Source organism: Hymenobacter sp. CRA2, from assembly GCF_002007105.1.
Classification (GTDB): domain Bacteria; phylum Bacteroidota; class Bacteroidia; order Cytophagales; family Hymenobacteraceae; genus Solirubrum.
The window spans coordinates 1-22,514 of the sequence record NZ_MVBC01000007.1; the positions used below are offsets into that span (position 1 = coordinate 1).

The following is a 22,514-nucleotide window of genomic DNA, read 5'->3' on the forward strand; positions in this document are numbered from 1 at the left end:
GTTAAGCCCCGGAGCGCCCATGGTACTGCCTTCGCCGGCGGGAGAGTCGGTCGCCGCCAACCTTGTCCCTCGCTTCGCCCCCTCGCGGTTCGCCCGCCGAGGGGGCGTCGCTGTTTCTACCCCCCCCCACGGCCCCGCCCTAGGCGCACTCCTCCCGCGTGAGCTGCTCGTTGCAGCTGATAGCGGCCTGCGCCCCTTCCGCCGCTGTTGCTTCTACTGACTACGCTGCTTGTTTCATGCGAAGTTGTAGCTATAAATTTTACATTGAATTTCGGGTCTGGGCGTCTTTTCTCGTGTTTTCGCGTTCTTTGAATCTCTGGCAGTATAAGCTGGATTCATCTGCATGGCGTTAGCGCATCCTTGGTATCTGTTGGGCTTGATTGCTCTTGGCATTCCGGTAATTCTACATTTGTTTGAATTGCGCCGGCCGCAGCAGATACTGTTTACCAATGTTGAGTTTATCAGGGAGGTAAAGCTGGTAACAGCAAAGCAGCGCCGGCTGCAAGAATTGTTGGTACTGGTATTGCGACTAGCATTCTTGACGTTGCTAGTGCTATTATTCTGCCAGCCGTTTATTCCAGCTAAGCAACAAGCTCAGACTGCGAATCAAGGCGTCAACGTAGTCATCGATAATTCGCCCAGTATGTCGGTGGAGGCGAATGATGGTAAGTCTTTGCTAGAAGAAGCTATAGTGGAGATGCGGCGAACCGAGCAAGCATTTCCACCAACTGCACAGTATAGGATATGGAACTCAAGTGCTTCGCATAGCAATATTTCCGCCGACAAGTTTGCTGATCAGCTCGATCGGATGGACATATCAGGAGCGAGTACTGGTGTTAGTGAGCAGTTAGGGCGACTAACTGCTCAAACGAGCGTGGCGCGGGCAGCAACGTTTGTAGTTTCTGACTTTCAGAAAACCGACTTGAGCCCGCGGCAAATAAAGAGCTTAGGTACTACTGGTGAAGTGTACTTGTTGCCTTTGATGGCTCAACCCGTTGCGAATGTCTATGTAGACAGTGTCTATATGACGGAAGAGTTTGTGCGAACCAATGTTGATTTCCCCCTGCATGTTCGCCTGCGTAATGGTGGCAGCAAGGATGCAGCAACCGTACAGATCCGCGTACTGATAGGAGAGCAGCAAGTAGCCGCTTACGAAGCCTCGGTAAGGGCTACCAGCAGCGTGGAAAATGTAGTTCGTGTGCGCCTCAGCAGGGATGCGGTCCAGCTATGCCGGGTGGAAATTGAGGAGCAGCCGGTAAGCTTCGACAACCTGTATTACTTCACGCTGAACCCCGTTGGCCGCATTCGGGTGCTGGACGCTAGCGCGGGCGCAGCTCCTACGCAAAAGCTTTATCCTAATGAAACCACATTTGCTTATTCGCTGCTCAGACCCGAGGCATTGTCGGCGACGGCAGCTGAAGGAGCGGATGTGGTGATTCTTCAGAGCAACGCACAAGTGGGAGGTAGAGCCCGTAGCGTACTGCGTCAGTTTGTGCAGCAGGGAGGTTCGGTGGTAGCAATGCCGCCTACTACGGCAGCGGGCCGAGGCGCCTACGAACAGCTGATGGGGGATTTGGGCGTGGCAGCTGTACGCTGGAACACCGTCAACGCGGTGCAACAGGAACTCGCCGTGCCAAGCCAGCAAAATCCATTCTTCAAGGATGTCTTTGCGGAACAGGCCCGCCAGCCGGAAATGCCGAAAGCTACTCCGCTGCTAAGCTGGGGGCGCTCGACTACCGATATTCTGCAATTTCGGGACGGCCAGCCCTTTTTATCAGGCTTCCGCAGCGGGGAGGGCATGGTATACCTGTTTGCTTCACCGTTACAGGCTGGATTTTCCACGTTTGCGGAGCACCCACTGTTCGTACCCGTTATGTACCGGCTGGCTACGCTCAGCAAATCCAGCGGGCAGCTGCCGGCATACCGGCTGACCGATCGGGCGGTGGTACTGAAACAACCAACTGCTGCCAAGGGCGCGGGGGAGCAGGTGTATAAGCTCAGCAACGACAGCAGCTCGTTTATTCCGGCCTATCAGGTGCGAAACGGGCGCTTATATCTGCAGTTGCCCGCTACGATGCGCCGGGCTGGTATTTACCAGCTGACGCAAAACGGTAAGGCGGTAACAACCCTTGCGTTCAATGTGGACAAAAAGGAATCGGAGCTGGCGCACTACTCGGCGGAGGAACTGCGGCAGCTTACGGCGGCTTACCCGAACATACACGTGTACGAAGCCGGTGGGGAGCGAAGCGCAGCGGCGCAGCTCGCAGAGGACCGTAACGGCACGCCGCTATGGCGCTATTGCTTGGTGGGAGCCTTGCTGTGCCTGCTGGGCGAGGTGCTGGTGCTACGCTTTGGGCGCCGCCGCGAGCGGCCGGTGGCCCAAGCAGCGTAAGAAGGCGGCATTGTTGGCGAAAAGAGGCCTAACTTGGCGCTTCGATTCACAAGTGAGTCGGTAACCAACCATGAATAAGCAAGCAGTAATCCGGACGGCGCTGCGCGTGGGCGTACTGGCCGGTTTGGTCTGCATCGCCTGGAGCGTGCTGCTGTACGCCACCGGGCAAAACCCCTTCGGGCCCAAACGCCTGATGATCATCTTTGTGACGCCTGCTGCCGGAGTCATTGCGCAGTGGCAGGTGCGAAAACACCACCGGGCGCAGGCGACGATGGGCTGGCAATTGCTGATGGGCATCGTGGCCGTGGGCCTGACGGCGGTACTGTCGGCGGTGGGGGTGTACAGCGTGGCGCGTGTGGGAGGAGAGAAGCTGATGCAGCGCAACCTGGCAGAAGCTACGCAAATCGTGGAAGCCAGCCGCAAGCAGTTCAGCGAAAAAGAGCTGAGCAAGGCGGCCTACGAAGCCAACAAGCGCAGCCTGCCGGTAGCCGCCGGCACGGCGCAAGGCGTGGCCAATGAAGACTTTCAGAAAAAACTGCTGCTGGGGCTGTTGCTTACCGTGCCCGGAGCTATTTTCTTACGTCGCTAACTCCTCTCAACCATAATATCCTTCTCCATGGAAAACACTTCTACCGCCCCTGTAAGCACCGGCTCCGTTGGTATTCGCTACGGCCTGATAACGGGCTTGGCTAGCATCCTGCTGTCGGCCGTGATGTTCCTGACGAACACCGAACAAAGCCCGCTGCGCTTTTTCGGCTATGTCATCCTGGCGGCCGGCATCTGGATGGCGCATCAGTTCTTCAAGCGCAACAACGGCGGTTTCATGTCCTTCGGACAGGGCATATCCATCGGCACGATCCTTTCGGCCATTACGGGGGTACTTAGCGCGATATTCTTCTACGTCTACGTCTCGTTCCTCGACACGGGCTTCATGGGCCGCATGGTGGATAATGCGCGTGCGCAAATGGAAGCCAGCGGCAAATACTCCGATGAACAGATGGATCAAGCCATGGCTATGACGCAGAAGTTCATGAGCCTGCCGGCCTTTATGGGCATTGCCGTCGTCAGCACAATTATTGCCGGCTTGATTATCTCGCTGATCGTGTCGGCCATTACCAAGCACACCCGCCCCGAGTTTGAGTAAGCTTGCTTCCAAATCCTTTCCCGTTGAGCTGTCCGTCGTTATTCCGTTGCTCAACGAAGCTGAATCGTTGCCGGAACTCACGCAGTGGATACGCCGCGTGCTGCAGGCCCACGGGCTGACGTACGAGGTCATTCTGATCGACGACGGCTCGACGGACAATTCCTGGGAAGTCATTGAAGAACTGGCGGCGGCCGACTCGGCGCTGCGCGGCATTCGCTTCAACCGCAACTATGGCAAGTCAGCGGCGCTGGACACGGGCTTCCGGGCCACGCGGGGCCGGGTGGTGTGCACCATGGACGCCGACCTGCAGGACTCGCCCGAAGAGCTGCCGGATCTGTACCGCCTCATCACCGAGGAGAAGTACGACCTGGTGAGCGGCTGGAAGAAAAAGCGCTTCGACCCGCTGTCGAAGACCATTCCGACCAAGCTGTTCAACGGCGTGACGCGCTGGATTTCGGGCATTCAGCTGCACGATTTCAACTGCGGCCTCAAGGCCTATGACAGCCGCGTGGTCAAGAGCATCGAGGTGTACGGCGAAATGCACCGCTACATCCCCGTTATTGCCAAGTGGGCCGGTTTCCGGCGCATCGGCGAGAAAGTGGTGCAGCACCAGGAGCGAAAGTACGGCGTGACCAAGTTCGGGCTGGAACGCTTCGTATACGGCTTCCTCGACTTGATGAGCATCACCTTCGTGAGCCGGTTCCGGCGGCGGCCGATGCACTTCTTCGGCACCATGGGCGTAATATCCTTTCTTATCGGGGCCATCATTACGCTGTGGCTGACGGGTGAGAAAGTATGGCTGGCCAGCCACAACCTGCGCGCGCGCGACGTGACGGACCAGCCACTGTTTTTCTTGGCTTTGGTAGCGGTTATCGTGGGCGTGCAGTTGTTTTTGGTGGGCTTCCTGGCCGAAATGGTGCAGCTCAACGGGCACCGCGACAACCAGTACCTGGTGCGCGAGCGGCTGAATCTGGATTAACGCGTTCGATTAGTCATCCTTTATCTGGCGTCCGCGCAGCGAAGGACCTTATTACGTCAGGTAGCAACTATCTGGCGTCCGCCGTTCATCGGTGAGAAGGTTTTTCGCTGCGCGGACGCCAGATAAAGGATGACGTTCTGTTTTCACCTAAACGACTTTCCATGCGCGTAGTCATCATCGGGCCGGCGTATCCGCTGCGCGGCGGACTGGCCACCTACAACGAGCGGCTGGCGCGGGCTTTCCGCGAGGCCGGCGACGAGGTGCACATCGTCACGTTCTCGCTGCAGTACCCGGAGTTTCTGTTTCCGGGCACCACGCAGTACAGCAGCAGCCCGGCGCCGGCCGATCTGGACATCGAAGTCAGCATTAACTCGGTGAACCCGCTGAGCTGGTGGCGCGTGGGGCAGAAGTTGCGCCGGGAGCGGCCTGACCTGGTCGTGTTCCGCTTCTGGCTGCCGTTTATGGGGCCGGCCCTGGGCACCATTGCCCGCTTGGTGCGCCGCAACCGGTACACCCGTGTAGTTACCATCTGCGACAACGCCATTCCGCACGAGGCGCGCCTCGGTGACCGACCGCTGACCCAGTACTTCTTGCCGAAGAACCACGGTTTTGTGACCATGAGCCGGGCCGTGCTGGCCGATCTACGCCGCTTGGGCCTCAAGCAGCCGGCCCGGTACGAGCCGCACCCGCTCTACGACAGCTTCGGCGCAATCCTACCTAAAGCCGAGGCTCTGCGACATCTGGGCCTCGACCCGCAGTACCGCTATATACTGTTCTTCGGCCTTATTCGGGATTACAAGGGCCTAGATATCCTGCTTGAGGCTTTTGCCGACGAGCGACTACAGCGTTTACCTCTGAAGCTTATTGTAGCGGGCGAATTCTACAAGGACCCGACCCCCTACGAGGAGCTGATTCGCGAGCATCACTTGGAAAGTCGCTTGGTGCGGGCCACGCGCTTCATCCCCAATGAGCAGGTGCCCGAGTACTTCTGCGCCGCCGACTTGGTGGTGCAGCCCTACAAGGATGCCACCCAGAGCGGCGTCTCACAGATTGCCTACCACTTCGAGCGGCCCATGCTGGTGACGGACGTGGGCGGCTTGGCCGAGCTGATTCCGCACGGCGAGGTGGGCTACGTGGTAGAACCCACTCCTCAAGCCATTGCCGATGCGCTGGTGGATTTTGCCACGCACCCCGAAAAAGAAGCCGTATTCGAGGCCGGGGCCCGGCACTACAAGCAACAGTTCTCGTGGGCGGAGATGGTGAAGGCGCTCAAGGCTGTAGCCCAGCCGGAAAGCAAGGCGTAAGCGGTTTCTTGCGGTAGCCAGCGCCTCCGGTCCGGCTGAGGTGATGACCACGGGCGCAGAAACGATGGTTTCTGTGCTCGTGCCAAGTCGTACCTGCTCGGAAACCATTGTTTCTGTGCTCATGGGAACTCCTATGAGCACAGAAACCATTGATTCTGCCCTGGTGGGAGTTCCCATAAGCGCAAAAACCATTGGTTCCGGCCTGGTAGGAAGTCCTACCAGGCCGGAACCAATGGTTTTTAGGTTCGATAGAAGGCTTATACCGGCAGGCTTTGCTGCACGGCGGCGAAGACCTTTTCGGCCGGCAGCTCTTCCATGCAGCTGGTGCCCAGCTTGCAGGAGCCGCGGTAGAAGCACACGCACGGCCGGTCGGGCTGCACGATCTGGCCGCGGCCGTAAAGGTCAAATTCGTAGGGGTTGAAGATGTTGTTCATCAGCACCGTGGGCTTGCGCAGGGCGATGCTGATGTGCATGGCCATGGTCACCTGCGTCACGATGAGGTCCATCTGGTCGAGCAGGTTGATGAACTGCGGCAGCGGGAAGGTACCGGGGTACACGGCGCCAGTGGCGGCGTGCAGGCGCTTGTTGCGCGCGTCTTCGGCCTCGCCGCCGAGCAGCACAGGCTGGTAGCCGCCGTACTGCAGCTGCTGAATAAGCGCCACCCACTTCTCGTCGGACCACAGGCGGGTGGTCCATCGGTCGCCGCAGCCGGTGTTCAGGCCCACGCGGCGGCCGGTGGCGGCGGGCAGCATGGGCCACTCGTAGCCCTTGTCCTGGTGGTTGTCGAACACGTACTCCTCGCCGCGGGACTCGAAGCCGCACAGCTCGAAGATTTCCTGCACGTAGGGCTTCTGGTTTTGCAGGCTCAGCTCGTCGAAGACGCCGGTGAGGAATTTGTGGTTGGCCAGCTCGTTCTGGGGCCAGGCCACGCCGTCGTAGGGGCGCAGGGCGTAGCCGAACTTCTGCGTGGCCCGGATGCTGTTCAGCAGCGCGCCGGCTTCCTTGTCCTTATCGAGGTTGTAGAGAATATCGAACTCGCGGCCCTGCAGCTGCACGATGCTGCTCAGCTCAAACTTCAGCACTTCGTCGGGGCCCTCCTGGGCGGGCAGGATGGCGGGCGTGTGCGTGAGCCAGGTGATGTAGCAGTGCGGGAATTCCTGGCGCAGGCGGCGCAGCAACGGCGTGGTGCGAATCACGTCGCCGATGGCTCCGAGCTTGATGATGAGAATGCGCTGCTGCACGGGCGCGTACATGGGGCAGCCACCGCACTGGTAGCCGTGCTCTTTGTTGGGGCGGCAGGGCAAGTCGCCGCGGAAATGACGGCAGTCGGGGTGAACGGTGATGCCGTTAAGATCGGGCATGAAGGCGGAGCGGAATGGATAAGCGGAGGCTAAAATTAGCGTGTCGGCGCCAATAGCTGCCAGCCAGCGCGCAAGATGTCGGACCCGGGCAAACAAAAAAGCCGCTTCCCAACGGGAAGCGGCTTTTTTGTTTGCCTTGATCAGGCGCCCCTAGCCCTGGCGGTGCTTGCGCAGGCGCTTGAGGGCGTAGGCCGCACCGCCGGCCAGCAGCAGGGAGGCACCACCATCAATGGGCACGGCGGTAGGGTCGGGGGGCGTAACCGGGCCGGGCACAGGGCCACCCGAGCCCGGGCCCTGGGCGTAGGAGGCGGTGCTGGTCAGCAGGAGCAGTAGCGCGCTGCTGACCAGCCAGGTAGCCAACTTGTTTAAGTGAGCGGGGAGAATCGAACGGAAAACGGCAATCGGGGAAAACGAAGAAAGGATCATTGCTTGACAACGCGTTTGGTAAGGAAGGTGCCATCGGCCAGGGCGAGGCGGAGCGTGTACACCCCTACCGGTAGCCCAGTGGTGCCGACCTCCGCCTGCAGGCCGGTGCTCAGGGCCGGTACCGTTTGGCGCCGCACCACCTGGCCAAGCACGTTGCAGAGCATGGCTTCGGCCTGTTTGCCCGGCACGGTCCCTGCCAGACGCAGCGTGAACGAGCCAGTCGTCGGGTTGGGGAATACGCTGAGTTGGTCGTTCTGGCGGGCGCTAGCCGTAGCCGTCACACTGCTGGGGCGGAACACGAGGCTGAAGCGGCCGGTTGAGCTCGACGCGCTGTGCACGAAGGAGTAAGTCGTCTGCGGCTGCAGGCTGATATCCTGGGCGGTAAAGGCATCGTGCAGATACACCTGAGTACCGGGGGCAAAGTTCAGCAGCTGAGCGGCCTGCAGCGAGTAGGTGCCGGCAGCGGGCACGGCTACCTGTAGCGGCACCACAGTAGCGGCCGTCAGCAGCGGGAGGCCCGATACGGCTAGCGGGCGGGTGCCGGCCAGGGCGGCCAGGTTCAGGCCGGTGCTGTTCGGAAGCTTGTGGGCATCGTACTCGGCATCGACGCCGCTGGTGGCACCGGCTTCAAAATACACGTAAGACGCATCGGTGGTGCCGGCCCCGAGGAGCTGCAGCTGCAGCTGCGGGCGCAGGTCGGCCGTGGTACGCAGCAACGGGGTAGCATCGGGAGCCGTGAGGCGGTGCGCGTCGCGCAGCGTGAGGCTGCCTGTGGCGACGGAGTCAACGACGCGCACGAAGAAGCCTTGCCCCAGGGCTACCAGCGGGTTGCCCACGCCGTTGACGTAGCTGCGGTAGCGGCCCACGTACGGGCCGGTGCTTTCATACATGTGAATCGCTCCGGAGAGGCCACGACGGTCGGCGACCGTGACCCGGCTCCAGTCGAGCGGGGCGGGGTAGGGGTTGCCCACCAGCTGCCAGCCGGCTTCAGCCCCGGCGCCGCGCACGAAGTTCAGCGGCAGGGAGCCGGTGTTGAGCTGCCCCACGAAGTCGACGGTTTGCGCCGCGGACAGGTTCACGGTGTAGCCGCGGCCCGGCTGCAGGGCATCGGCCAGCGTTGCGGGCGAAACCCAGCCTTTGTCGAAGGTGCTGTACGCGCTGGCGGGGCTGGTAGCCTGCCGGGCTTGGTCGTAGCCAAATACCGTTGGGAAGGGCATCACCTGGTTCGGCGTGGCCGAGCTGTTGTACGCCGGGTTCACCACGGGGGTAAACGCGCTGGTGGACAGGTCCGCCACGGTGGTGTTCTGCACCGGCGCAGAGAAGTGGCGGTAGCCGGTGCCCGGGTTCAGGGCGGGGCTGATGTAGCGCTGCACGGTGGCCGTACCGTTGACCACGCCGTTGGTATTGACCACCAGGGCCGTGCTGGCGGCCGAGGAAAGCAGCGTCAGCGCCCAGGCGTTGGTGTTCAGGTTGCCGTTGGTCAAGGTCAGCACCTGGCTTAGGCCGAGCGGCTGGCTCAGGGTTACCCCGGCCGCGTTGTTGACCGTCAGGTTGCGCACCTGCGCGGGCAGGCCGCTGCCGGTTGCCTGCGCCGCCGTGCCGTTGTACACGTAGTTGGCGTCGGGGCTGAACGAGCGGGTACCCGTCAGCTGCACGGCGCCGGTGGCCCCGCTGGCCGTGATGCCGGCCGGGTCGCAGATGCTGAGCATGGCGCCGGCCTGCAGGGCGAAGCTGCCGCTGCCGGTGACGGGCTGGCAAGCCATCATGAGCGAGCCGCCGGGCTGCACCGTGAGCGTGCCGCTGACCGTGAGCGGACCGCTGAGCGCTGCCGCGCCCGTGCCGGTGATGGTCACGTTGCGGTAGCTGCCGCTAATGGCCTGGGCGCCGGATACGTTTAAGTCCAAGGCCGCTGCCGTGGCGCAGCCCTGCTGGATGGCTGCGTAATTGCAGCTAGGCGCGTTGCCGCTGATAACGGCGTAGCCGCTGCGGGCCAAGTATTGGCAGAGCCAGGGTACGGCGCAGCCCATCAGGCTGCTGTTGTTGGTCAGGGAGAGCGAATTCAACGTCGAATAATCGACAAACGTCAGGCCGGGCGCAAGCGTCTGCAAAGCGGGGTTGTCATTAATCCAAAGCCCCAATGGGGCATTGCTTCCCGTAAGGCCACTGATGCTGTCGAGTACGGGGTTCTGATGAATTGAAATATACTGAGAGCCCCGCAGCGACCGAAACCCGGTAATCTTCTCCAGGCCCGCATTCTGGTATACGTCAAGCTGCCCATTCAATTTGCTGTTGTTGAAGCCGGAAATATCCCGCAAGCGGCTATGCAAGCCAACGCTCACCTGTCCCACTTCCAGCCCTTCAAAACCAGAAAGGGTTTCCAGCGCCGCATTCTGTTGGATTTGCACATTCCCGCTGGCCACCAGCTGACCATTAAACCCTGAAATAGTGCTCAGAACCGTGTTGCCGTAGATGACAATGGAAGAAGCGCTTCTCAGTACGTTGAACCCGGTTATAGTCTGTAACCGAGGATTATTGTTGATGGTAATGTAGGCCGCAGTGGTGAGGGCATTGAAATTCGGAATGGTTTCCAGCACAGGGTTGTCGCTTATAACGAAGTTGTTTGCCGCACTTGGATTCGGGCCCGCGATGGTGTGCAGGCTATTGAATCCGCTGATGGAGCGAAGAGCTGGAAGTGCCGAAATGGAAAGATATCCTGTGGTAGTCAGCGCCCCGAACCCGGAAATGCCAGCCAGATTAGGGCTGTAATCGAAGGAAAGGCCCTGCACGCTTTGCAGCCGGCCGAACCCAGCAATGCTTGTCATGGCGGGATTGGAGATGAACATCACCGTGCCACCGACCCGTTGGAGGTTAGGAAAGGCGTCAAGCGCAGTCGGAACTGTAGCCCCACTAATGATCAATCCTCCCCCAATGCGCTGAATGTTGTCCAGGCCAGCCAAACCAGTTAGTTCATTCAGAATAATCGATACGTTGCCCGTCACGGCAGTTATGTGCTGCAACCCACTGATATCCGAAACCCCTCCGTTGGTAGAGCCGTCCCGGTTGCGAACGAATCCCCGGATGAAGAGGGAAGAAGCCGTGGAGCAGCGGTTACCGGATGCCAGGTAGCTATTCACCGCTGCCTGGGTTTCAAAACTTAAGTCGCAGGTCTGAGCCTGGGCAGAAGTTGCCGTCATCAGGGCTAAGAGCAACACGGGCAGCCAACTGAGGAGCTGGCGTTTGGCTCCCGCAGGCAGGAGAAAGGAGTAGAAGTTGTGCATACAGCAGGAATAAAATTGGAAATCAGTTGCTTGGCAGCAAGCAAACCCCAAAGCTACGCTTTAGCAGACGCGTCACCATACCCGGTTTCGGGTATATTGTCGGGCCTACGGTGGTCAGTTCAGGTAGAATTCCTGCTGCGCCACCCCGTAGGCAGGATAGCAGTTTTGTGCATGGTGTAGAGACGCCTACTTGCGTCTCGTCGCCTGCGCCGTTTGGGACTTGTTGTTCAACGACGAGATGCAAGTAGGCGTCCCGACATGACCGCAACCTCATTCTTGAATCTGATATAGATAGCGGAAGACCTACCCACGCCTGGCCAGGAACATACTCCTTGCAGTTGATGAAGCTGCCGCAGGGCTGGCGTTTTGCCTACGTCATCGATAGGCACCGCAAGGGGTAGTAGACCCAGTCCGTCGGACGGGGCGGACCGGCCGTGGCCACCAAGTGCGCGCCCACCTTCCTGGTATACTTGTTGGCGGACCAGTTCCGGCGCGGTTGCCCGTACAGGACCGCCTCTATACCGGATTGGCATAGTGATTTTGGGGTATCTGGGTCGGCGCTTACACCCATCAGGATAACCGATTTGAGCTTCTAAATCAGGTCGAAGGCACGCGCGTATTGGCTTAGCTCAAACACCGAATCCGCGCCGAGCTTCTGGCGCAGGTTGCGTCGGTGGGTTTCCGCCGTTTGGGGGGAAATATGAAGCACCAAGGCTATTTCCGGCGCACTATGGCCCAGCACCAGCAACCGCAGCACCTCTCGCTCGCGGGCGGTAAGGGCGGCAAAGCGAGGCGCATTCAGACGCAGAAAGTTGTTTTCCTCCAGCAGCCGGTTCACTTTGTGCGTAACGTGGTGCAGCGGATCGATGGGGACGGAAGACGTAATCAGCAGCGGCTGACCGGTGTCTTCGTCGCGTAGCATTACCCGCGTGGCGCTCAGGTGCCACACGTAGCCGCCGTCCGGGCCAGTGCGCACCTGCTGAAAGATGCTCACGGAGGCCCAGGGGTCCGGGTTCTGAATCATCTCGTACACCTTGGGCAAGAGCTCCGCGGCGTCGGCAGGGTTAAAATACTTTGCCCAGTAGCCGGCGCCGAGGGCTCGTAGCTCGGGCAGCGTCGTGCGCAACTCGTGCAAGCCGCGCCGCGACATGTACTCCACGCGGTCGACCAGCAGATTGGCGACGATAATGACGCCGGGATGCAGATCGGCCGTGGTGGCTATTGCGGCCACCGCTTCGTCGATGCGGGCTTGCTGCTGCGGAGTGGGAGGATGCTGAATAGTGGGTGGAACAAGAAGCGGCGCAGATGTGTCGGATTGCATTTAGGCAGTAGTAAATGAAGACGCAGATGAGCAAACTACACAATTGAATCTTGATATTCATATGTTATTCATCTGTACTGCCAGCCGCTACGGCGCTCAGGTGCCGGTATAGTTGCTGGGCGTAATACCGCGCAACTCCGTCTTCACCGCGTCGTTCACGTCCAGGCCCGCCACAAACTCCGCGATAGTATCGGCCGAAATAGCGCCGCCGGTGCGCGTCAGGGCCTTGAGGGCGTTGTAAGGGTCGGGGTACCGCTCGCGGCGCAGGATGGTCTGAATAGCCTCGGCCACCACGGCCCAATTCTGCTCTAGGTCGCGGCGCAGGGCCGTTTCGTCGAGGGCCAGCTTGCCCAGGCCGCGCTGCAGGGCCGTGAGCGAAATTAGGATGTGGCCCAGCGGCACGCCCAGGTTGCGCAGTACCGTGGAGTCGGTCAGGTCGCGCTGCAGGCGGCTGATGGGCAGCTTGGCCGCCAGGTGTTCGAGCACGGCGTTGGCCAAGCCCAGGTTGCCCTCCGCGTTTTCGAAGTCGATGGGGTTGACCTTGTGCGGCATGGCCGAGGAGCCCACCTCGCCGGCTTTCACCTGCTGGCGGAAGTAGCCCAGCGAAATGTACTGCCACACGTCGCGCGCCAAATCGATGAGGATGGTGTTGAGGCGCTTGAGCCCGTCGCAGGTAGCGGCCAGGTGGTCGTAGTGCTCGATCTGGGTGGTGGGGTAGGAGCGGTGCAGGCCCAGCTGCTCGTTCACGAACTTCTCCCCGAAGGCGTGCCAATCGACTGCCGGATAAGCAACGTGGTGGGCGTTGAAGTTGCCGGTGGCGCCGCCGAACTTGGCCCCGAACGGCACCTGCTTCAGGAGGTGCAGCTGAGCCTCCAGGCGGGCAACAAATACATCCAGTTCCTTGCCGAGGCGCGTGGGGGAAGCAGGTTGCCCGTGCGTGCGGGCCAGCATGGGCACGGCGGCCCACTGCGCCACGAAGGAGCGGAGCTGGTCCATAAGCTGCTCGTAGGCGGGCAGGATTTCGCGGTGCAGCGCCTCGCGCAGGCTCAGCGGCACGGCGGTGTTGTTCACGTCCTGCGAGGTCAGGCCGAAGTGAATGAACTCCTGGTACTGCTCCAGCTCCAGTAGGGCAAACTGGTCGCGCAGCCAGTACTCCACGGCCTTCACGTCGTGGTTGGTAATGCGCTCATGGGCCTTGATGGCCTCCGCGTCGGCCTCGGTGAAGTCCTGGTAGAGGCGGCGTAGGGGCTCGAACACGGCCGAATCAACGCCCGTGAGCTGGGGCAGGGGCAACTCGCAGAGGGCAATGAAGTACTCCACTTCCACCAGCACGCGGTAGCGAATCAGGGCCAGCTCGCTGAAATACGCGGCGAGCGGGGCGGTTTGGCGGCGGTAGCGGCCGTCGAGGGGCGAGAGGGCGGTGAGGGGCGTCAGCGCGTCGTGCAGCATAGGGCGGAACTCGCGGAGCCAGCCGGCGGGTTTCAGACGCTGAAGCAATAGGCTCCTGTCCGCCGCGCCAGGGTACTCCGCTTGATTCGGGGGCGAAGGTAAGGAAAGGCCCGTACCCTCGGTAACGTTGGGCTCGGCTGCGCGTAGGGGGCAGTTTATTGGTACTTTTGTACCGTGGGCGTCCCCGGTTCGGCACGAAAGTGGCCCGGGGGCCGCCGCTTACCTACTTCCGACCGACGCGTGAAGCCAAAGACCAAGAAGATATTGTACTGGAGCCTGGGCTCCGTGGCGGGGTTGCTGCTCATCGGGCTGGCCGTTTTTCTGCTCAAGCGCGAAGAGTTGCTCCGCTACGCCATGGGCGAAGTCAAAACCAAAGTAGAGCGCAAATACCCCGTAACGCTGGCCCTGGGCCCGGCGCGCTTCACCGACCTGAACACGGTGCAGATCGACGGGGTGAGCCTGCTGCCCACGGAAGGCCTGCGCGATACGCTGCTGACGGCCAAGCGCATCAACGCCAGCATTTCGCTGCGCTCCTTGTTTGCGCGCCGCCCGGTGTTCAGCGACCTGCAAATCAGTCAGGCGCAGCTACGGGCCCGCAAGAACGCGGCCGGCCTGGATAACTACGGCTTCCTGCTCAAAAAGCGCGGCGCGGCCACCGTCAAGCGCGACACCACCAAGGGCACCAACTACGGCGCCGTGCTCAACCAACTGCTCGACGCGGGCCTGGACAACATTCCCGGGCAGGCGGATTTCCGCGACTTCCTGGTGGACTACCGCAGCCCCCGCCACACGGCCACGCTCACCATGCCGCGCCTAGCCATCGAAGACGGTGACCTGACCGGGCAACTCACCGTGGTGCTCGACTCCGTCACCAACCGCATCGGCCTGACGGGCCACGTGGAGCAGGGCGACGAAAACCTGGACGTGCAGGTGTTCGGCCAGAACCGCCAGCCCGTGATTCTGCCCTACCTGCAGCGCCGCTACGGCGCCCGCGTGCAGTTCGATACCCTGAACCTGAGCCTGGCCGGCAAGGAGTTCGACGACGAGCAGCTGACCGTGCGCGGCGCGGCCTCGGCCAGCAATTTCCGCGTGAACCACCCCAAGATTTCGGTTGCCGACGTAGTGGTGCAGCGCGGCGGCATCGACTTTGTGGCCACCTTGGGGCAGAACTACCTCGCTCTGGACAAGGGCTCGAAGGTGCGGCTCAACAAGATTGAGGCCTACCCGCAGCTGAGCGTAAAGATGCGCACGCCGGCCGAGCTGAAAGGGCGCTACGACGAAAATACCCTCAACTACAGCCCGCGCCTGCGCGGCCTGCTGGTGGCCCTGAACGTGGAATCAGCCGCGACGCCCGCCACCGACTTCTTCGCCTCGCTGCCGCAGGGCATTTTCGAGGCCGTGGAAGGCATGCAGGGCACCGGTACGCTGCAGTACCGCCTCAGCGCTGCCCTGGACATGCAGCGGGTCGATAGCCTGAAGTTCGACTCGGGCCTGAGCGCCAAGAACTTCCGCATCACGCGCTTCGGCAAGACCGATTTGCGCATGCTCAATACGGAGTTTCCCTACACGGCTTATAACGACAAAGGCGACTCGCTCAAGACCTTCCTGGTTGGCCCGTCGAACCCCGAGTTTGTGCCCTTCGACCAGGTATCGAACTACCTGAAGTACGCCATCATCACAGCCGAAGACCCGCGCTTTTTTACCCACAAGGGCTTCATGGAAAAGGCCTTCGTGAAGTCGGCCATCCAGAACATTAAGGAGAAGCGCTTCGCCCGCGGCGGCAGCACCCTATCGATGCAGCTGGTGAAGAACGTGTTCCTGACCCGGCAGAAAACCATTGCTCGCAAAGCCGAGGAGGCGCTGATGGTGTGGCTCATCGAAAACACCCGCCTCGTGAGCAAGCAGCGCATGATGGAGGTGTACCTGAACATCATCGAGTGGGGCCCGAGCAAGTACCGCTGGCCCGGCGGCGAGCGGGGCGTGTACGGCGTGAAAGAGGCGGCCCGCTTCTACTACAGCAAGGAGCCCGCCGAGCTGAACCTGCAGGAAAGCCTGTACCTGGCCAGCATCATTCCCAAGCCCAAGTACGCCCGCCAGTCGTTTGATGCCTACGGCGACCTGCGCCGCAGCACGCGCTACTTCTTCCGCCTGATTGCCGACATCATGGCCGCCCGCGGCTACATTCCCGAGGGCGAGGCCGAGGGCTTGAGCCGCTCGGTGAACCTGACCGGTCCGGCCCGCGCCTACATGGCCTTTTCTGCCCGCCCCGATACCACGCGCGTGGTGCCGGCCGACAGCAGCCAGTTTGAGCCCATCAACCTCATCGACCTACTGAACACCGGCGGCGCGCCCGACGCGGGCGTCAACACCAACCAGCCCCGCGAGGAGCAAGCGGCTCCGGCCGGCAAGGACAAGCAGCGCTAGCAGTTGTCCCGCTGCACTACCCAACACACCGACGCCCGAGCAGCACTGCTGCTCGGGCGTCGGGCATTTATAGCGGTTGGCAAAGGGCGGTAGCGACGCGTCTCGGCAAGGTCAGATGAGTCGTCCGGGCTACTGCACCTTGGGCAGGTCCTCGGGCTCGTCGACGGGCACTTCCTTCTTCGGCAGCAGCAGCGACGCGACAATGGAAAGGGCCAGCAGCGCAGCCACGGTGCCCAGGGCCCACTCGGTAGGAATGACGAAAAAGTCGTGCAGCAGCAGCTTGCCCCCAATGAAGATGAGGATGAGCGAGAGGCCGTAGTGCAGGTAGTGAAACAGCGTCATCAGCCCGGCCAGCGCGAAATAGAGGGCGCGCAAACCCAGCAGGGCAAACACGTTGGAGGTGTACACGATGAACTTGTCCTGCGTCACGGCCAGGATGGCCGGGATGGAGTCGGCAGCGAAGACCACGTCGGTGGTTTCCACCATCACCAGCACCACGAATAGGGGCGTGGCAAACAGCAGCTTTTCGCGCCGCACGAAGAACTTGCCGCCCTCGTAGCGCGAGGTGATGGGCAAGCGGCGGCTTAGGAACTTCACCACCGGGTTGTTTTCCGGGTCGATGTCCGGGTCGCCGCTGCTGGAAGCCATCTTGATGCCCGTGTACACCAGGAATGCCCCCAGCAGGTAGAGCGTCCAGCTAAACTTGCTAATGAGCGCGGCACCGAGCACGATAAACGCCGCCCGCAGCACCAAGGCGCCGAGCACGCCCCAGAACAGGATTTTGTGCTGGTACTCGCCCGGCACTTTGAAGTAGGTGAAGATGAGCAGGAACACGAACAGATTGTCCACGCTCAGGGCCTTTTCCAGCAGGTAGCCGGTCAGGAAGTTCATGCCCGCTTCGCGCCCGAACTCGCGGTACACGAAGTAGTTGAACGCCAACGACAGCGCCACCCAGAACGCGCTCCAGCTCAGCGCCTCGCGCATGCGCACCACGTGGGCCTTGCGGTTGAATACCAGCAGGTCCAGCAGCAGCATGGCCAGCACAAACAGGTTGAAGCCAACCCAGAACCAGGGAGAAATCATGCGTGGTGCCCGTCGTAAGCGGCCCGCGCGGCAAGGCGGGCCTTTACCAAGGGCTTACCGTGTTTCGGGGGCCGAGGTTGCGGCCGATTGCGGCATCGTGGGTTGCAGGGCCGGCGCGTCGGGGTGCGGGTACTGGCGGAACCAGCTGCCCACCTTCATCTGCATCACGCCCAGCAGGGCCTCCTTGAAGATGCCCTTCGACATCTTGGAGGCGCCGCGGGTGCGGTCGGTGAAGATAATGGGCACTTCCTTAATGCGGAAGCCGTGCTTGAAGGCCAGCCACTTCATCTCGATCTGGAAGGCGTAGCCCACGAAGTGAATCTTGTTCTGCGTGATGGTGCGCAGTACCCGGGCCGTGTAGCACTTGAAGCCGGCCGTGGCATCCATGATGGGCATGCCGGTGACGAAGCGCACGTAGGCCGAGGCAAACCACGACATGAGCACGCGGTCCATGGGCCAGTTCACCACGTTCACGCCGGTGATGTAACGCGAGCCGATGGCCATGTCGTTGCCCTCCACGGCGCAGGCTTCGTAGAGGCGGATAAGGTCGTCGGGGTTGTGGGAAAAGTCGGCGTCCATCTCGAAGATGTAGCTGTAGCCGTGCTGCAGGGCCCACTTGAAGCCGTGCAGGTAGGCCGTGCCCAGGCCCAGCTTGCCGCGCCGCTCTTCCAGGTGCAGGCGCTCCGGAAACTCGTGCTGAAGGGCGCGCACCACGTCGGCGGTGCCGTCGGGCGAGCCGTCATCGATGATGAGCACATCGAATAGCTTGGGCAACGAAAACACCTTACGAATGATTAGCTCGGCGTTTTCCCGTTCGTTGTAGGTCGGTATGATGACGAGCGAATCGTTCATTAGGGCAAAGGTAAGAATTCGGCTACGCAGCCGAGGTGATTTTTTGGGCTACTGCTTCGGCCCGGCGCAGGCAGTCGGGGATGCCCACGCCGGCGCGCCAGTTGGCCACCGTCCAGATGCCACGTCCTTCCAGGCGGTCGGCGGCGGCGTGTGCTGGTAGGATGCGAGAATCGTACTGAGGGATGCTTCGGGGCCAGCGAAAAATATGTTGGAGCCGGGCCGGCGCCCCCGGTTGCAGCCCGTACAGCCGCTCCTGCTCGGCCCGTACGGCCTGCAGCAGTTGCTCATCCGGCTGCTGGGCCAGGGCCTCGTACTGTGCCCCGCCCACGAAGGAGGTGAACAGCACCTGCCCGGCCGGGGCGCGGTCCGGAAACAGTGAGCTACTCCACAACGTGCCGGCGGCCACGGGTTGTTCCACGCGCGGGCTTAAGGCGCCAAATCCATTGAGCGGGTGCTGCACGGCGCTGCGGTCGTAGGCCGTGTGCACGGCCGTCATGGGCGGGTAATGCACGGCCGTCAGGGCCTCGCCGGCTGCGGCATCGAGCGGGGCCAGCAGCGGAGCAGCCGCGTAGGCCGGCAGGGCCAGCACCACGGCGTCGAACATTTCGGCCAGGGCGGGCTGATCGGCTAGGCGCAGGCGGTAGCGGCCATCGGGCTGGGGCAACAGGGCCTCCACCTGGGTGTGCAGGTGCACGTGCGGCAGGTGTGCCTGTAAGGCGTCGGTGAGGGCCTGCAGGCCGCCGCGCAGCGAGATGATGCGGCGCCGGGCCGCTCCCTTCATCGTCTTGGCAAAGCCCTTCAGTACCGAGCCGTGCTGCTGCTCCAGGGCGGGCAGCTGGGGAAACGTCTTGTGCACCAGCAGCTGGGCCGGGTCGCCGGCGTAGATGCCCGATACGAAGGGGTTGACGGCGTAGTCGACGATTTCTTGGCCGAAACGACGGCGGAAAAAGTCGGCAATGCTTTCGTTGGGGTCTGGTGCCTGGGCCGGCCGGCGTAGCTCGCGTAGCACGTTGAGCTTGGCACCGAGGCTGAAAAAGCCGCTGAAGAGCAGCTGTTGTGGCTTGGCCGGCAGCTCGCGCACCTTACCGCCGCGCACCACGTAGCGGCGGCTGCTCACGGCTTCGGGCTCCTGAATCTGGTCTTCCAGGTTCAGGGATTTGAGTAGCAGCTCCAGCTCGGGGCTGAGCTGCAGCGAGTTCGGACCCAGCTCTACCACGTAGCCGCCGGGCAACTGGCGGCTGCGCATGTTGCCGCCCGCGTCGTGGCCGGCTTCGAATACGTGGGCCGTAGCCCCGCGCTGCTGCAGGTGCCACGCCGTGGCCAGGCCTGTGATGCCACCCCCGATTATTGCTACGTTCATGCTGCCGAGTAAAGCGCCCGAAACCGCAAAAATAGCACGCGCCGGCCCCATTTCCGCCTTCTTAAGCCCGAGGATAGAGCCGAAAGCCGGTACTTTCGTGCCATGACTGCTACCAACAAAGCCGTGTTCCTCGACCGTGATGGGGTGCTGAACGCTGAAATCGGCCACTACGTGTGGCGGCCCGAAGAATTTCAGGTGCTGCCCGACGTCCCGGCCGCCCTGCAGCGGCTACACGCGGCCGGCTACCGGCTCATCGTCGTGACCAACCAGGCCGGCATTGCCAAAGGCCTCTACACCCGCACCGACATGGACGCCTGCCACCAGAAGCTGCAGCAGGCCTGCGGCGGCCTGATCGACGCCTTTTACTTCGCGCCGGGTCACCCGTCGGTGTCACAGTCCCTCTCGCGCAAGCCCGACTCGCTGATGCTGGAAAAGGCCATGGCCCGCTTTGGTGTGGATGCCGCGCAGTGCTGGCTCGTCGGCGACCGGGCCCGCGACCTGCAGGCAGCCGCCAAAGTCGGCGTGCGGGCCATCCTCGTGGGCCACGAAGAGCCGCTGACCTACGAGCCGCGCGTGGAGAACCTGGCCGCCGCCACCGACTTGATTCTTGGTATTGGTAGCGTGTAAGAAGTTAAGGATGACAGCTGTTGGGAAGAGTCGAAATCGGCTACCGCTTCGTCCGACTACTCAAAAAAGTGGCGTCCCGGCCGGATGGCTTCCGCGTTGAAGCCTGCCTGCCGGGACGCCAAGGTTACGCCCCTAACGCAACCTTATGTCTAATGTCTACAGCCGGTTGGTGCTGGGCTGTGCCGTGCTAGCCGTGACGGCCGATGCCTGTCGGTTGGCCGCCTTCTGGGTGTAAGCCGGGCATTTGGTCTGGCACGAAGCCAAGCCAACTACCAAGGTCACAACGGCAGCGAGTGAAAGCTTTTTCATGGAAAAGTAAAAAAGAGATGAGCAGTGTGTTTGTTGAAACACGTGATATCAACGAAGTAAGCACGGCGGTTAGTTTGTGTGGTATTGGAAAAATTTTATTTGTGACTATCTTTTTATGAAATTGACCGGCTCAGCTGAGCAGTACTATGCAAAGCCAAAAAAGCCCGACGGGCGCCCCATATAAGGCGCCCGTCGGGCTTTAAAACGGCTGTAAGCAGTATTACTGGCGGGCCTGCGGCGTAGCGGCCGAAGCTACCGGCTCGGCTACTTTGTTGTCGGCTTTCGAGTAAGCCGGGCAGGTGGTTTTGTTGCAGGCACCCAGGGCCAGCGAAGCAGCGGCCGTCAGCAGGAGTAGAGCTTTTTTCATGGTAGGGGAGATGCTTAGCGTATGTGAGCTTTACAAACTTACGACTTAGCGCCGCTTACCTCCAACCAGCCCGGCAATTTTCAGCGCAGCAATCAGATATAGCTGAGCTGGCGCGCTGGTTCCTTGGCCCGAAACAAAACGTCCTGCCGCGGCAAGGCGGCAGGACGCTCAACAAGGGGGACGCGCAGTTTACTCGGTGTAGCCCAGAATGCGCATCATCGATTCGGGGTCCTGCTCCGGGGCAAACTCCCAGTCGCGCACGGTACCGTCCTCGTTGCGGTCGATGATGATGTGCTTGGGTGCCGGAATCAGGCAGTGCTTGATGCCGCCGTAGCCGGAAAGCTGCTCCTGGTAGGCGCCGGTGTGGAAGAAGCCCACGTACAGCGGCTTCTGCGGGCTTTGCTCGGGCAGGAACACCTGGTAGATGTGCTTCTCAGCGTTGTAGTAGTCCTGCGAGTCGCAGGTCATGCCGCCGAGCTGAATCTTCTTGTAGCTCCGCTCCCAGCCGTTGAGCGCCAGCATGATAAAGCGCTGGTTCAGGGCCCAGGTGTCGGGCAGGTTGGTGATAAACGAGCCGTCGATCATGTACCACAGCTCCTTGTCGTTCTGCAGCTTCTCGTCGAGGATGCTGTAGATGTGCGCGCCGGACTCGCCCACCGTGAAGATGCCGAACTCGGTGAAGATGTGCGGCTCGGGCACACCCTCTTCGCGGCAGATGCGCTGGATGGTGCGCAGCACTTCCTCGATCATGTACGGGTAGTCGTACTCGGGCTGAATCGACGTTTGGATGGGCAGGCCGCCGCCGATGTCGATGGTGTGCAGGGTGGGGCACACCTTGCGCAGCTCGCAGTACTTGTGCACGAAGCGGCGCAGCTCCGACCAGTAGTAGGAGGTGTCCTTGATGCCCGTGTTGATGAAGTAGTGCAGCATCGTCAGCTCGAAGCGCGGGTCCTCCTTGATCTTCTCCTCGTAGAGCGGGATGGCGTCGGCGTAGCGCACGCCCAGGCGCGAGGTGTAGAACTGGAAGCGCGGCTCCTCGTCGGAGGCCAGGCGGATGCCCAGGTTGGCGCGCACGTCGTCGCGCACGTGCTCCTTGTAGTAGTCGATTTCGTTGAGGTTGTCGAGAATCGGCATGCAGTTCACGAAGCCGTCGTTCATGAACTCGGTGAGGTAGCGCTTGTACCGCTCGCGCTTGAAGCCGTTGGCAATGATGTAAGTATCCTTCTTGATCTTACCCTTGCCGTAGAGCGCGCGGATGATGTGCATGTCGTAGCCCGACGACGTCTCGATGTGGATGTCGTTTTTCAGCGCTTCCTCCACCACAAAGGCGAAGTGCGAGGCTTTGGTGCAGTAGCAGTAGGTGTACGAGCCTTGGTAGCCGATTTTCTCGATGCCCTGCTGAAACCACTGCTTGGCCCGCTGAATGTTGGAGCTGATTTTGGGCAGGTAGGTGAGGCGCAGCGGGGTGCCGTGCTTCTGGATCAGGTCCATCAGTGGAATGTCGTGGAAGCGCAATTCGCTCTGCTCCACGGTGAATTCCTGCGAGGGAAAATCGAAGGTCTGGCTGATAAGGTCGTGGTACGTGTCCATGGGCATTAGCTGGGGTGCCCGCGCGGGTGCCGGCGGGCTCGGAAAAGCAGCGAAGAATGGGTAAATTATGGGACAGCAGCCGGAAGCACGGCTTTTTCGCGAACTTCAGGCCCGCAAAGATACCCCCTCGGGGGTGTTTTGGTTGTTGATTGTACGTCGGAGAATAACAGAGCGGAAAGTCCGCTCGCTCCGAGCCTGGTTGAGTGCCTTCCCACCCACCAATCGGCAAACAACACCTTTTAACCTTT

The 22,514-nt window shown here is 61.4% G+C and carries 18 protein-coding genes; 7 read left to right on the forward strand and 11 right to left on the reverse strand.

Features of this window, described 5'->3' with window-relative positions:
- Window positions 1-343 precede the first annotated feature (343 nt).
- The 5 genes from B0919_RS12145 (at window position 344) to B0919_RS12165 (ending at window position 5,819) form a co-directional block, all read left to right on the forward strand.
- Window positions 344-2,392 carry a BatA domain-containing protein gene (locus tag B0919_RS12145; protein WP_078012536.1) on the forward strand — a complete coding sequence of 683 codons (2,049 nt, stop codon included), beginning with the start codon at window positions 344-346 and terminating at the stop codon, window positions 2,390-2,392.
- A gap of 70 nt (window positions 2,393-2,462) precedes the next feature.
- Window positions 2,463-2,981, forward strand: a complete 519-nt coding sequence (locus B0919_RS12150) for a DUF4199 domain-containing protein (protein WP_078012537.1) — start codon at window positions 2,463-2,465, stop codon at window positions 2,979-2,981.
- A gap of 27 nt (window positions 2,982-3,008) precedes the next feature.
- On the forward strand, window positions 3,009-3,536 hold the full coding sequence (locus tag B0919_RS12155) for a DUF4199 domain-containing protein (protein WP_078012538.1): 528 nt from the start codon (window positions 3,009-3,011) through the stop codon (window positions 3,534-3,536).
- Entirely contained in the window at window positions 3,529-4,515 is a 987-nt protein-coding gene (locus B0919_RS12160; RefSeq protein WP_078012539.1) for a glycosyltransferase family 2 protein, read from the forward strand. Before B0919_RS12155 ends, B0919_RS12160 begins: the two co-directional genes overlap by 8 nt.
- A gap of 161 nt (window positions 4,516-4,676) precedes the next feature.
- Window positions 4,677-5,819 carry a glycosyltransferase gene (locus tag B0919_RS12165; protein WP_078012540.1) on the forward strand — a complete coding sequence of 381 codons (1,143 nt, stop codon included), beginning with the start codon at window positions 4,677-4,679 and terminating at the stop codon, window positions 5,817-5,819.
- 257 nt (window positions 5,820-6,076) lie between these two features.
- On the opposite strand, the gene B0919_RS12170 is transcribed toward B0919_RS12165, so the two are convergent.
- The 5 genes from B0919_RS12170 to purB all read right to left on the reverse strand — a co-directional run bounded on the left by B0919_RS12170 (window position 6,077) and on the right by purB (window position 13,654).
- Window positions 6,077-7,180, reverse strand: a complete 1,104-nt coding sequence (locus tag B0919_RS12170; RefSeq protein ID WP_078012541.1) for a glycosyltransferase family 9 protein — start codon at window positions 7,178-7,180, stop codon at window positions 6,077-6,079.
- Window positions 7,181-7,330: 150 nt separating this feature from the next.
- A complete protein-coding gene (locus B0919_RS12175; RefSeq protein WP_254846564.1) occupies window positions 7,331-7,540 on the reverse strand; it encodes a PID-CTERM protein-sorting domain-containing protein in 210 nt (69 codons plus the stop codon).
- Window positions 7,541-7,602: 62 nt separating this feature from the next.
- A complete protein-coding gene (locus tag B0919_RS25235) occupies window positions 7,603-9,714 on the reverse strand; it encodes a T9SS type A sorting domain-containing protein (RefSeq protein ID WP_176133016.1) in 2,112 nt (703 codons plus the stop codon).
- 1,762 nt (window positions 9,715-11,476) lie between these two features.
- Window positions 11,477-12,205, reverse strand: coding sequence for a helix-turn-helix transcriptional regulator (locus B0919_RS12185; RefSeq protein WP_078012543.1), 729 nt, complete (start codon window positions 12,203-12,205; stop codon window positions 11,477-11,479).
- 96 nt (window positions 12,206-12,301) lie between these two features.
- On the reverse strand, window positions 12,302-13,654 hold the full coding sequence (purB, locus tag B0919_RS12190) for an adenylosuccinate lyase (RefSeq protein WP_078012776.1): 1,353 nt from the start codon (window positions 13,652-13,654) through the stop codon (window positions 12,302-12,304).
- Between the two features lie 240 nt (window positions 13,655-13,894).
- On the opposite strand from purB, the gene B0919_RS12195 reads away from it, so the two are divergent.
- Window positions 13,895-16,078, forward strand: a complete 2,184-nt coding sequence (locus tag B0919_RS12195) for a biosynthetic peptidoglycan transglycosylase (RefSeq protein ID WP_139362088.1) — start codon at window positions 13,895-13,897, stop codon at window positions 16,076-16,078.
- Between the two features lie 129 nt (window positions 16,079-16,207).
- On the opposite strand, the gene B0919_RS12200 is transcribed toward B0919_RS12195, so the two are convergent.
- From B0919_RS12200 to hemG, 3 genes are read right to left on the reverse strand one after another with little or no spacing between them, the layout of a single operon-like run.
- Complete coding sequence (locus B0919_RS12200) at window positions 16,208-17,161, reverse strand: TerC family protein (RefSeq protein WP_078012545.1); 954 nt, start codon at window positions 17,159-17,161, stop codon at window positions 16,208-16,210.
- Between the two features lie 54 nt (window positions 17,162-17,215).
- Window positions 17,216-18,013 carry a polyprenol monophosphomannose synthase gene (locus tag B0919_RS12205; protein ID WP_078012546.1) on the reverse strand — a complete coding sequence of 266 codons (798 nt, stop codon included), beginning with the start codon at window positions 18,011-18,013 and terminating at the stop codon, window positions 17,216-17,218.
- A gap of 22 nt (window positions 18,014-18,035) precedes the next feature.
- Window positions 18,036-19,373: a protoporphyrinogen oxidase gene (gene hemG / locus B0919_RS12210; protein ID WP_176133017.1), complete on the reverse strand. Its 1,338-nt coding sequence runs from the start codon at window positions 19,371-19,373 to the stop codon at window positions 18,036-18,038.
- A 102-nt stretch (window positions 19,374-19,475) separates the two neighbouring features.
- On the opposite strand from hemG, the gene B0919_RS12215 reads away from it, so the two are divergent.
- Window positions 19,476-20,000: a D-glycero-alpha-D-manno-heptose-1,7-bisphosphate 7-phosphatase gene (locus tag B0919_RS12215; protein ID WP_078012548.1), complete on the forward strand. Its 525-nt coding sequence runs from the start codon at window positions 19,476-19,478 to the stop codon at window positions 19,998-20,000.
- A 156-nt stretch (window positions 20,001-20,156) separates the two neighbouring features.
- Here B0919_RS12215 and B0919_RS25240 read toward each other — a convergent pair whose 3' ends face one another.
- From B0919_RS25240 to B0919_RS12220, 3 genes are all read right to left on the reverse strand, one after another.
- Entirely contained in the window at window positions 20,157-20,309 is a 153-nt protein-coding gene (locus B0919_RS25240; RefSeq protein WP_176133018.1) for a hypothetical protein, read from the reverse strand.
- A 220-nt stretch (window positions 20,310-20,529) separates the two neighbouring features.
- Window positions 20,530-20,676, reverse strand: a complete 147-nt coding sequence (locus B0919_RS25245) for a hypothetical protein (protein WP_176133019.1) — start codon at window positions 20,674-20,676, stop codon at window positions 20,530-20,532.
- 189 nt (window positions 20,677-20,865) lie between these two features.
- Complete coding sequence (locus B0919_RS12220; protein WP_078012777.1) at window positions 20,866-22,266, reverse strand: arginine decarboxylase; 1,401 nt, start codon at window positions 22,264-22,266, stop codon at window positions 20,866-20,868.
- Between the last annotated feature and the right edge of the window lie 248 nt (window positions 22,267-22,514).

What these genes read in the sequence shown, in the direction of transcription:
- B0919_RS25240 (WP_176133018.1), bottom strand. Translation starts at nt 20,309, where the DNA reads ATGAAAAAGCTTTCACTCGCTGCCGTTGTGACCTTGGTAGTTGGCTTG.
- B0919_RS12165 (WP_078012540.1), top strand. Translation starts at nt 4,677, where the DNA reads ATGCGCGTAGTCATCATCGGGCCGGCGTATCCGCTGCGCGGCGGACTG.
- B0919_RS12155 (WP_078012538.1), top strand. Translation starts at nt 3,009, where the DNA reads ATGGAAAACACTTCTACCGCCCCTGTAAGCACCGGCTCCGTTGGTATT.
- B0919_RS12145 (WP_078012536.1), top strand. Translation starts at nt 344, where the DNA reads ATGGCGTTAGCGCATCCTTGGTATCTGTTGGGCTTGATTGCTCTTGGC.
- B0919_RS25245 (WP_176133019.1), bottom strand. Translation starts at nt 20,676, where the DNA reads ATGAAAAAAGCTCTACTCCTGCTGACGGCCGCTGCTTCGCTGGCCCTG.
- B0919_RS12215 (WP_078012548.1), top strand. Translation starts at nt 19,476, where the DNA reads ATGACTGCTACCAACAAAGCCGTGTTCCTCGACCGTGATGGGGTGCTG.
- B0919_RS12200 (WP_078012545.1), bottom strand. Translation starts at nt 17,161, where the DNA reads ATGATTTCTCCCTGGTTCTGGGTTGGCTTCAACCTGTTTGTGCTGGCC.
- purB (WP_078012776.1), bottom strand. Translation starts at nt 13,654, where the DNA reads ATGCTGCACGACGCGCTGACGCCCCTCACCGCCCTCTCGCCCCTCGAC.
- B0919_RS12220 (WP_078012777.1), bottom strand. Translation starts at nt 22,266, where the DNA reads ATGGACACGTACCACGACCTTATCAGCCAGACCTTCGATTTTCCCTCG.
- B0919_RS12170 (WP_078012541.1), bottom strand. Translation starts at nt 7,180, where the DNA reads ATGCCCGATCTTAACGGCATCACCGTTCACCCCGACTGCCGTCATTTC.
- B0919_RS12150 (WP_078012537.1), top strand. Translation starts at nt 2,463, where the DNA reads ATGAATAAGCAAGCAGTAATCCGGACGGCGCTGCGCGTGGGCGTACTG.
- B0919_RS12205 (WP_078012546.1), bottom strand. Translation starts at nt 18,013, where the DNA reads ATGAACGATTCGCTCGTCATCATACCGACCTACAACGAACGGGAAAAC.
- hemG (WP_176133017.1), bottom strand. Translation starts at nt 19,373, where the DNA reads ATGAACGTAGCAATAATCGGGGGTGGCATCACAGGCCTGGCCACGGCG.
- B0919_RS12185 (WP_078012543.1), bottom strand. Translation starts at nt 12,205, where the DNA reads ATGCAATCCGACACATCTGCGCCGCTTCTTGTTCCACCCACTATTCAG.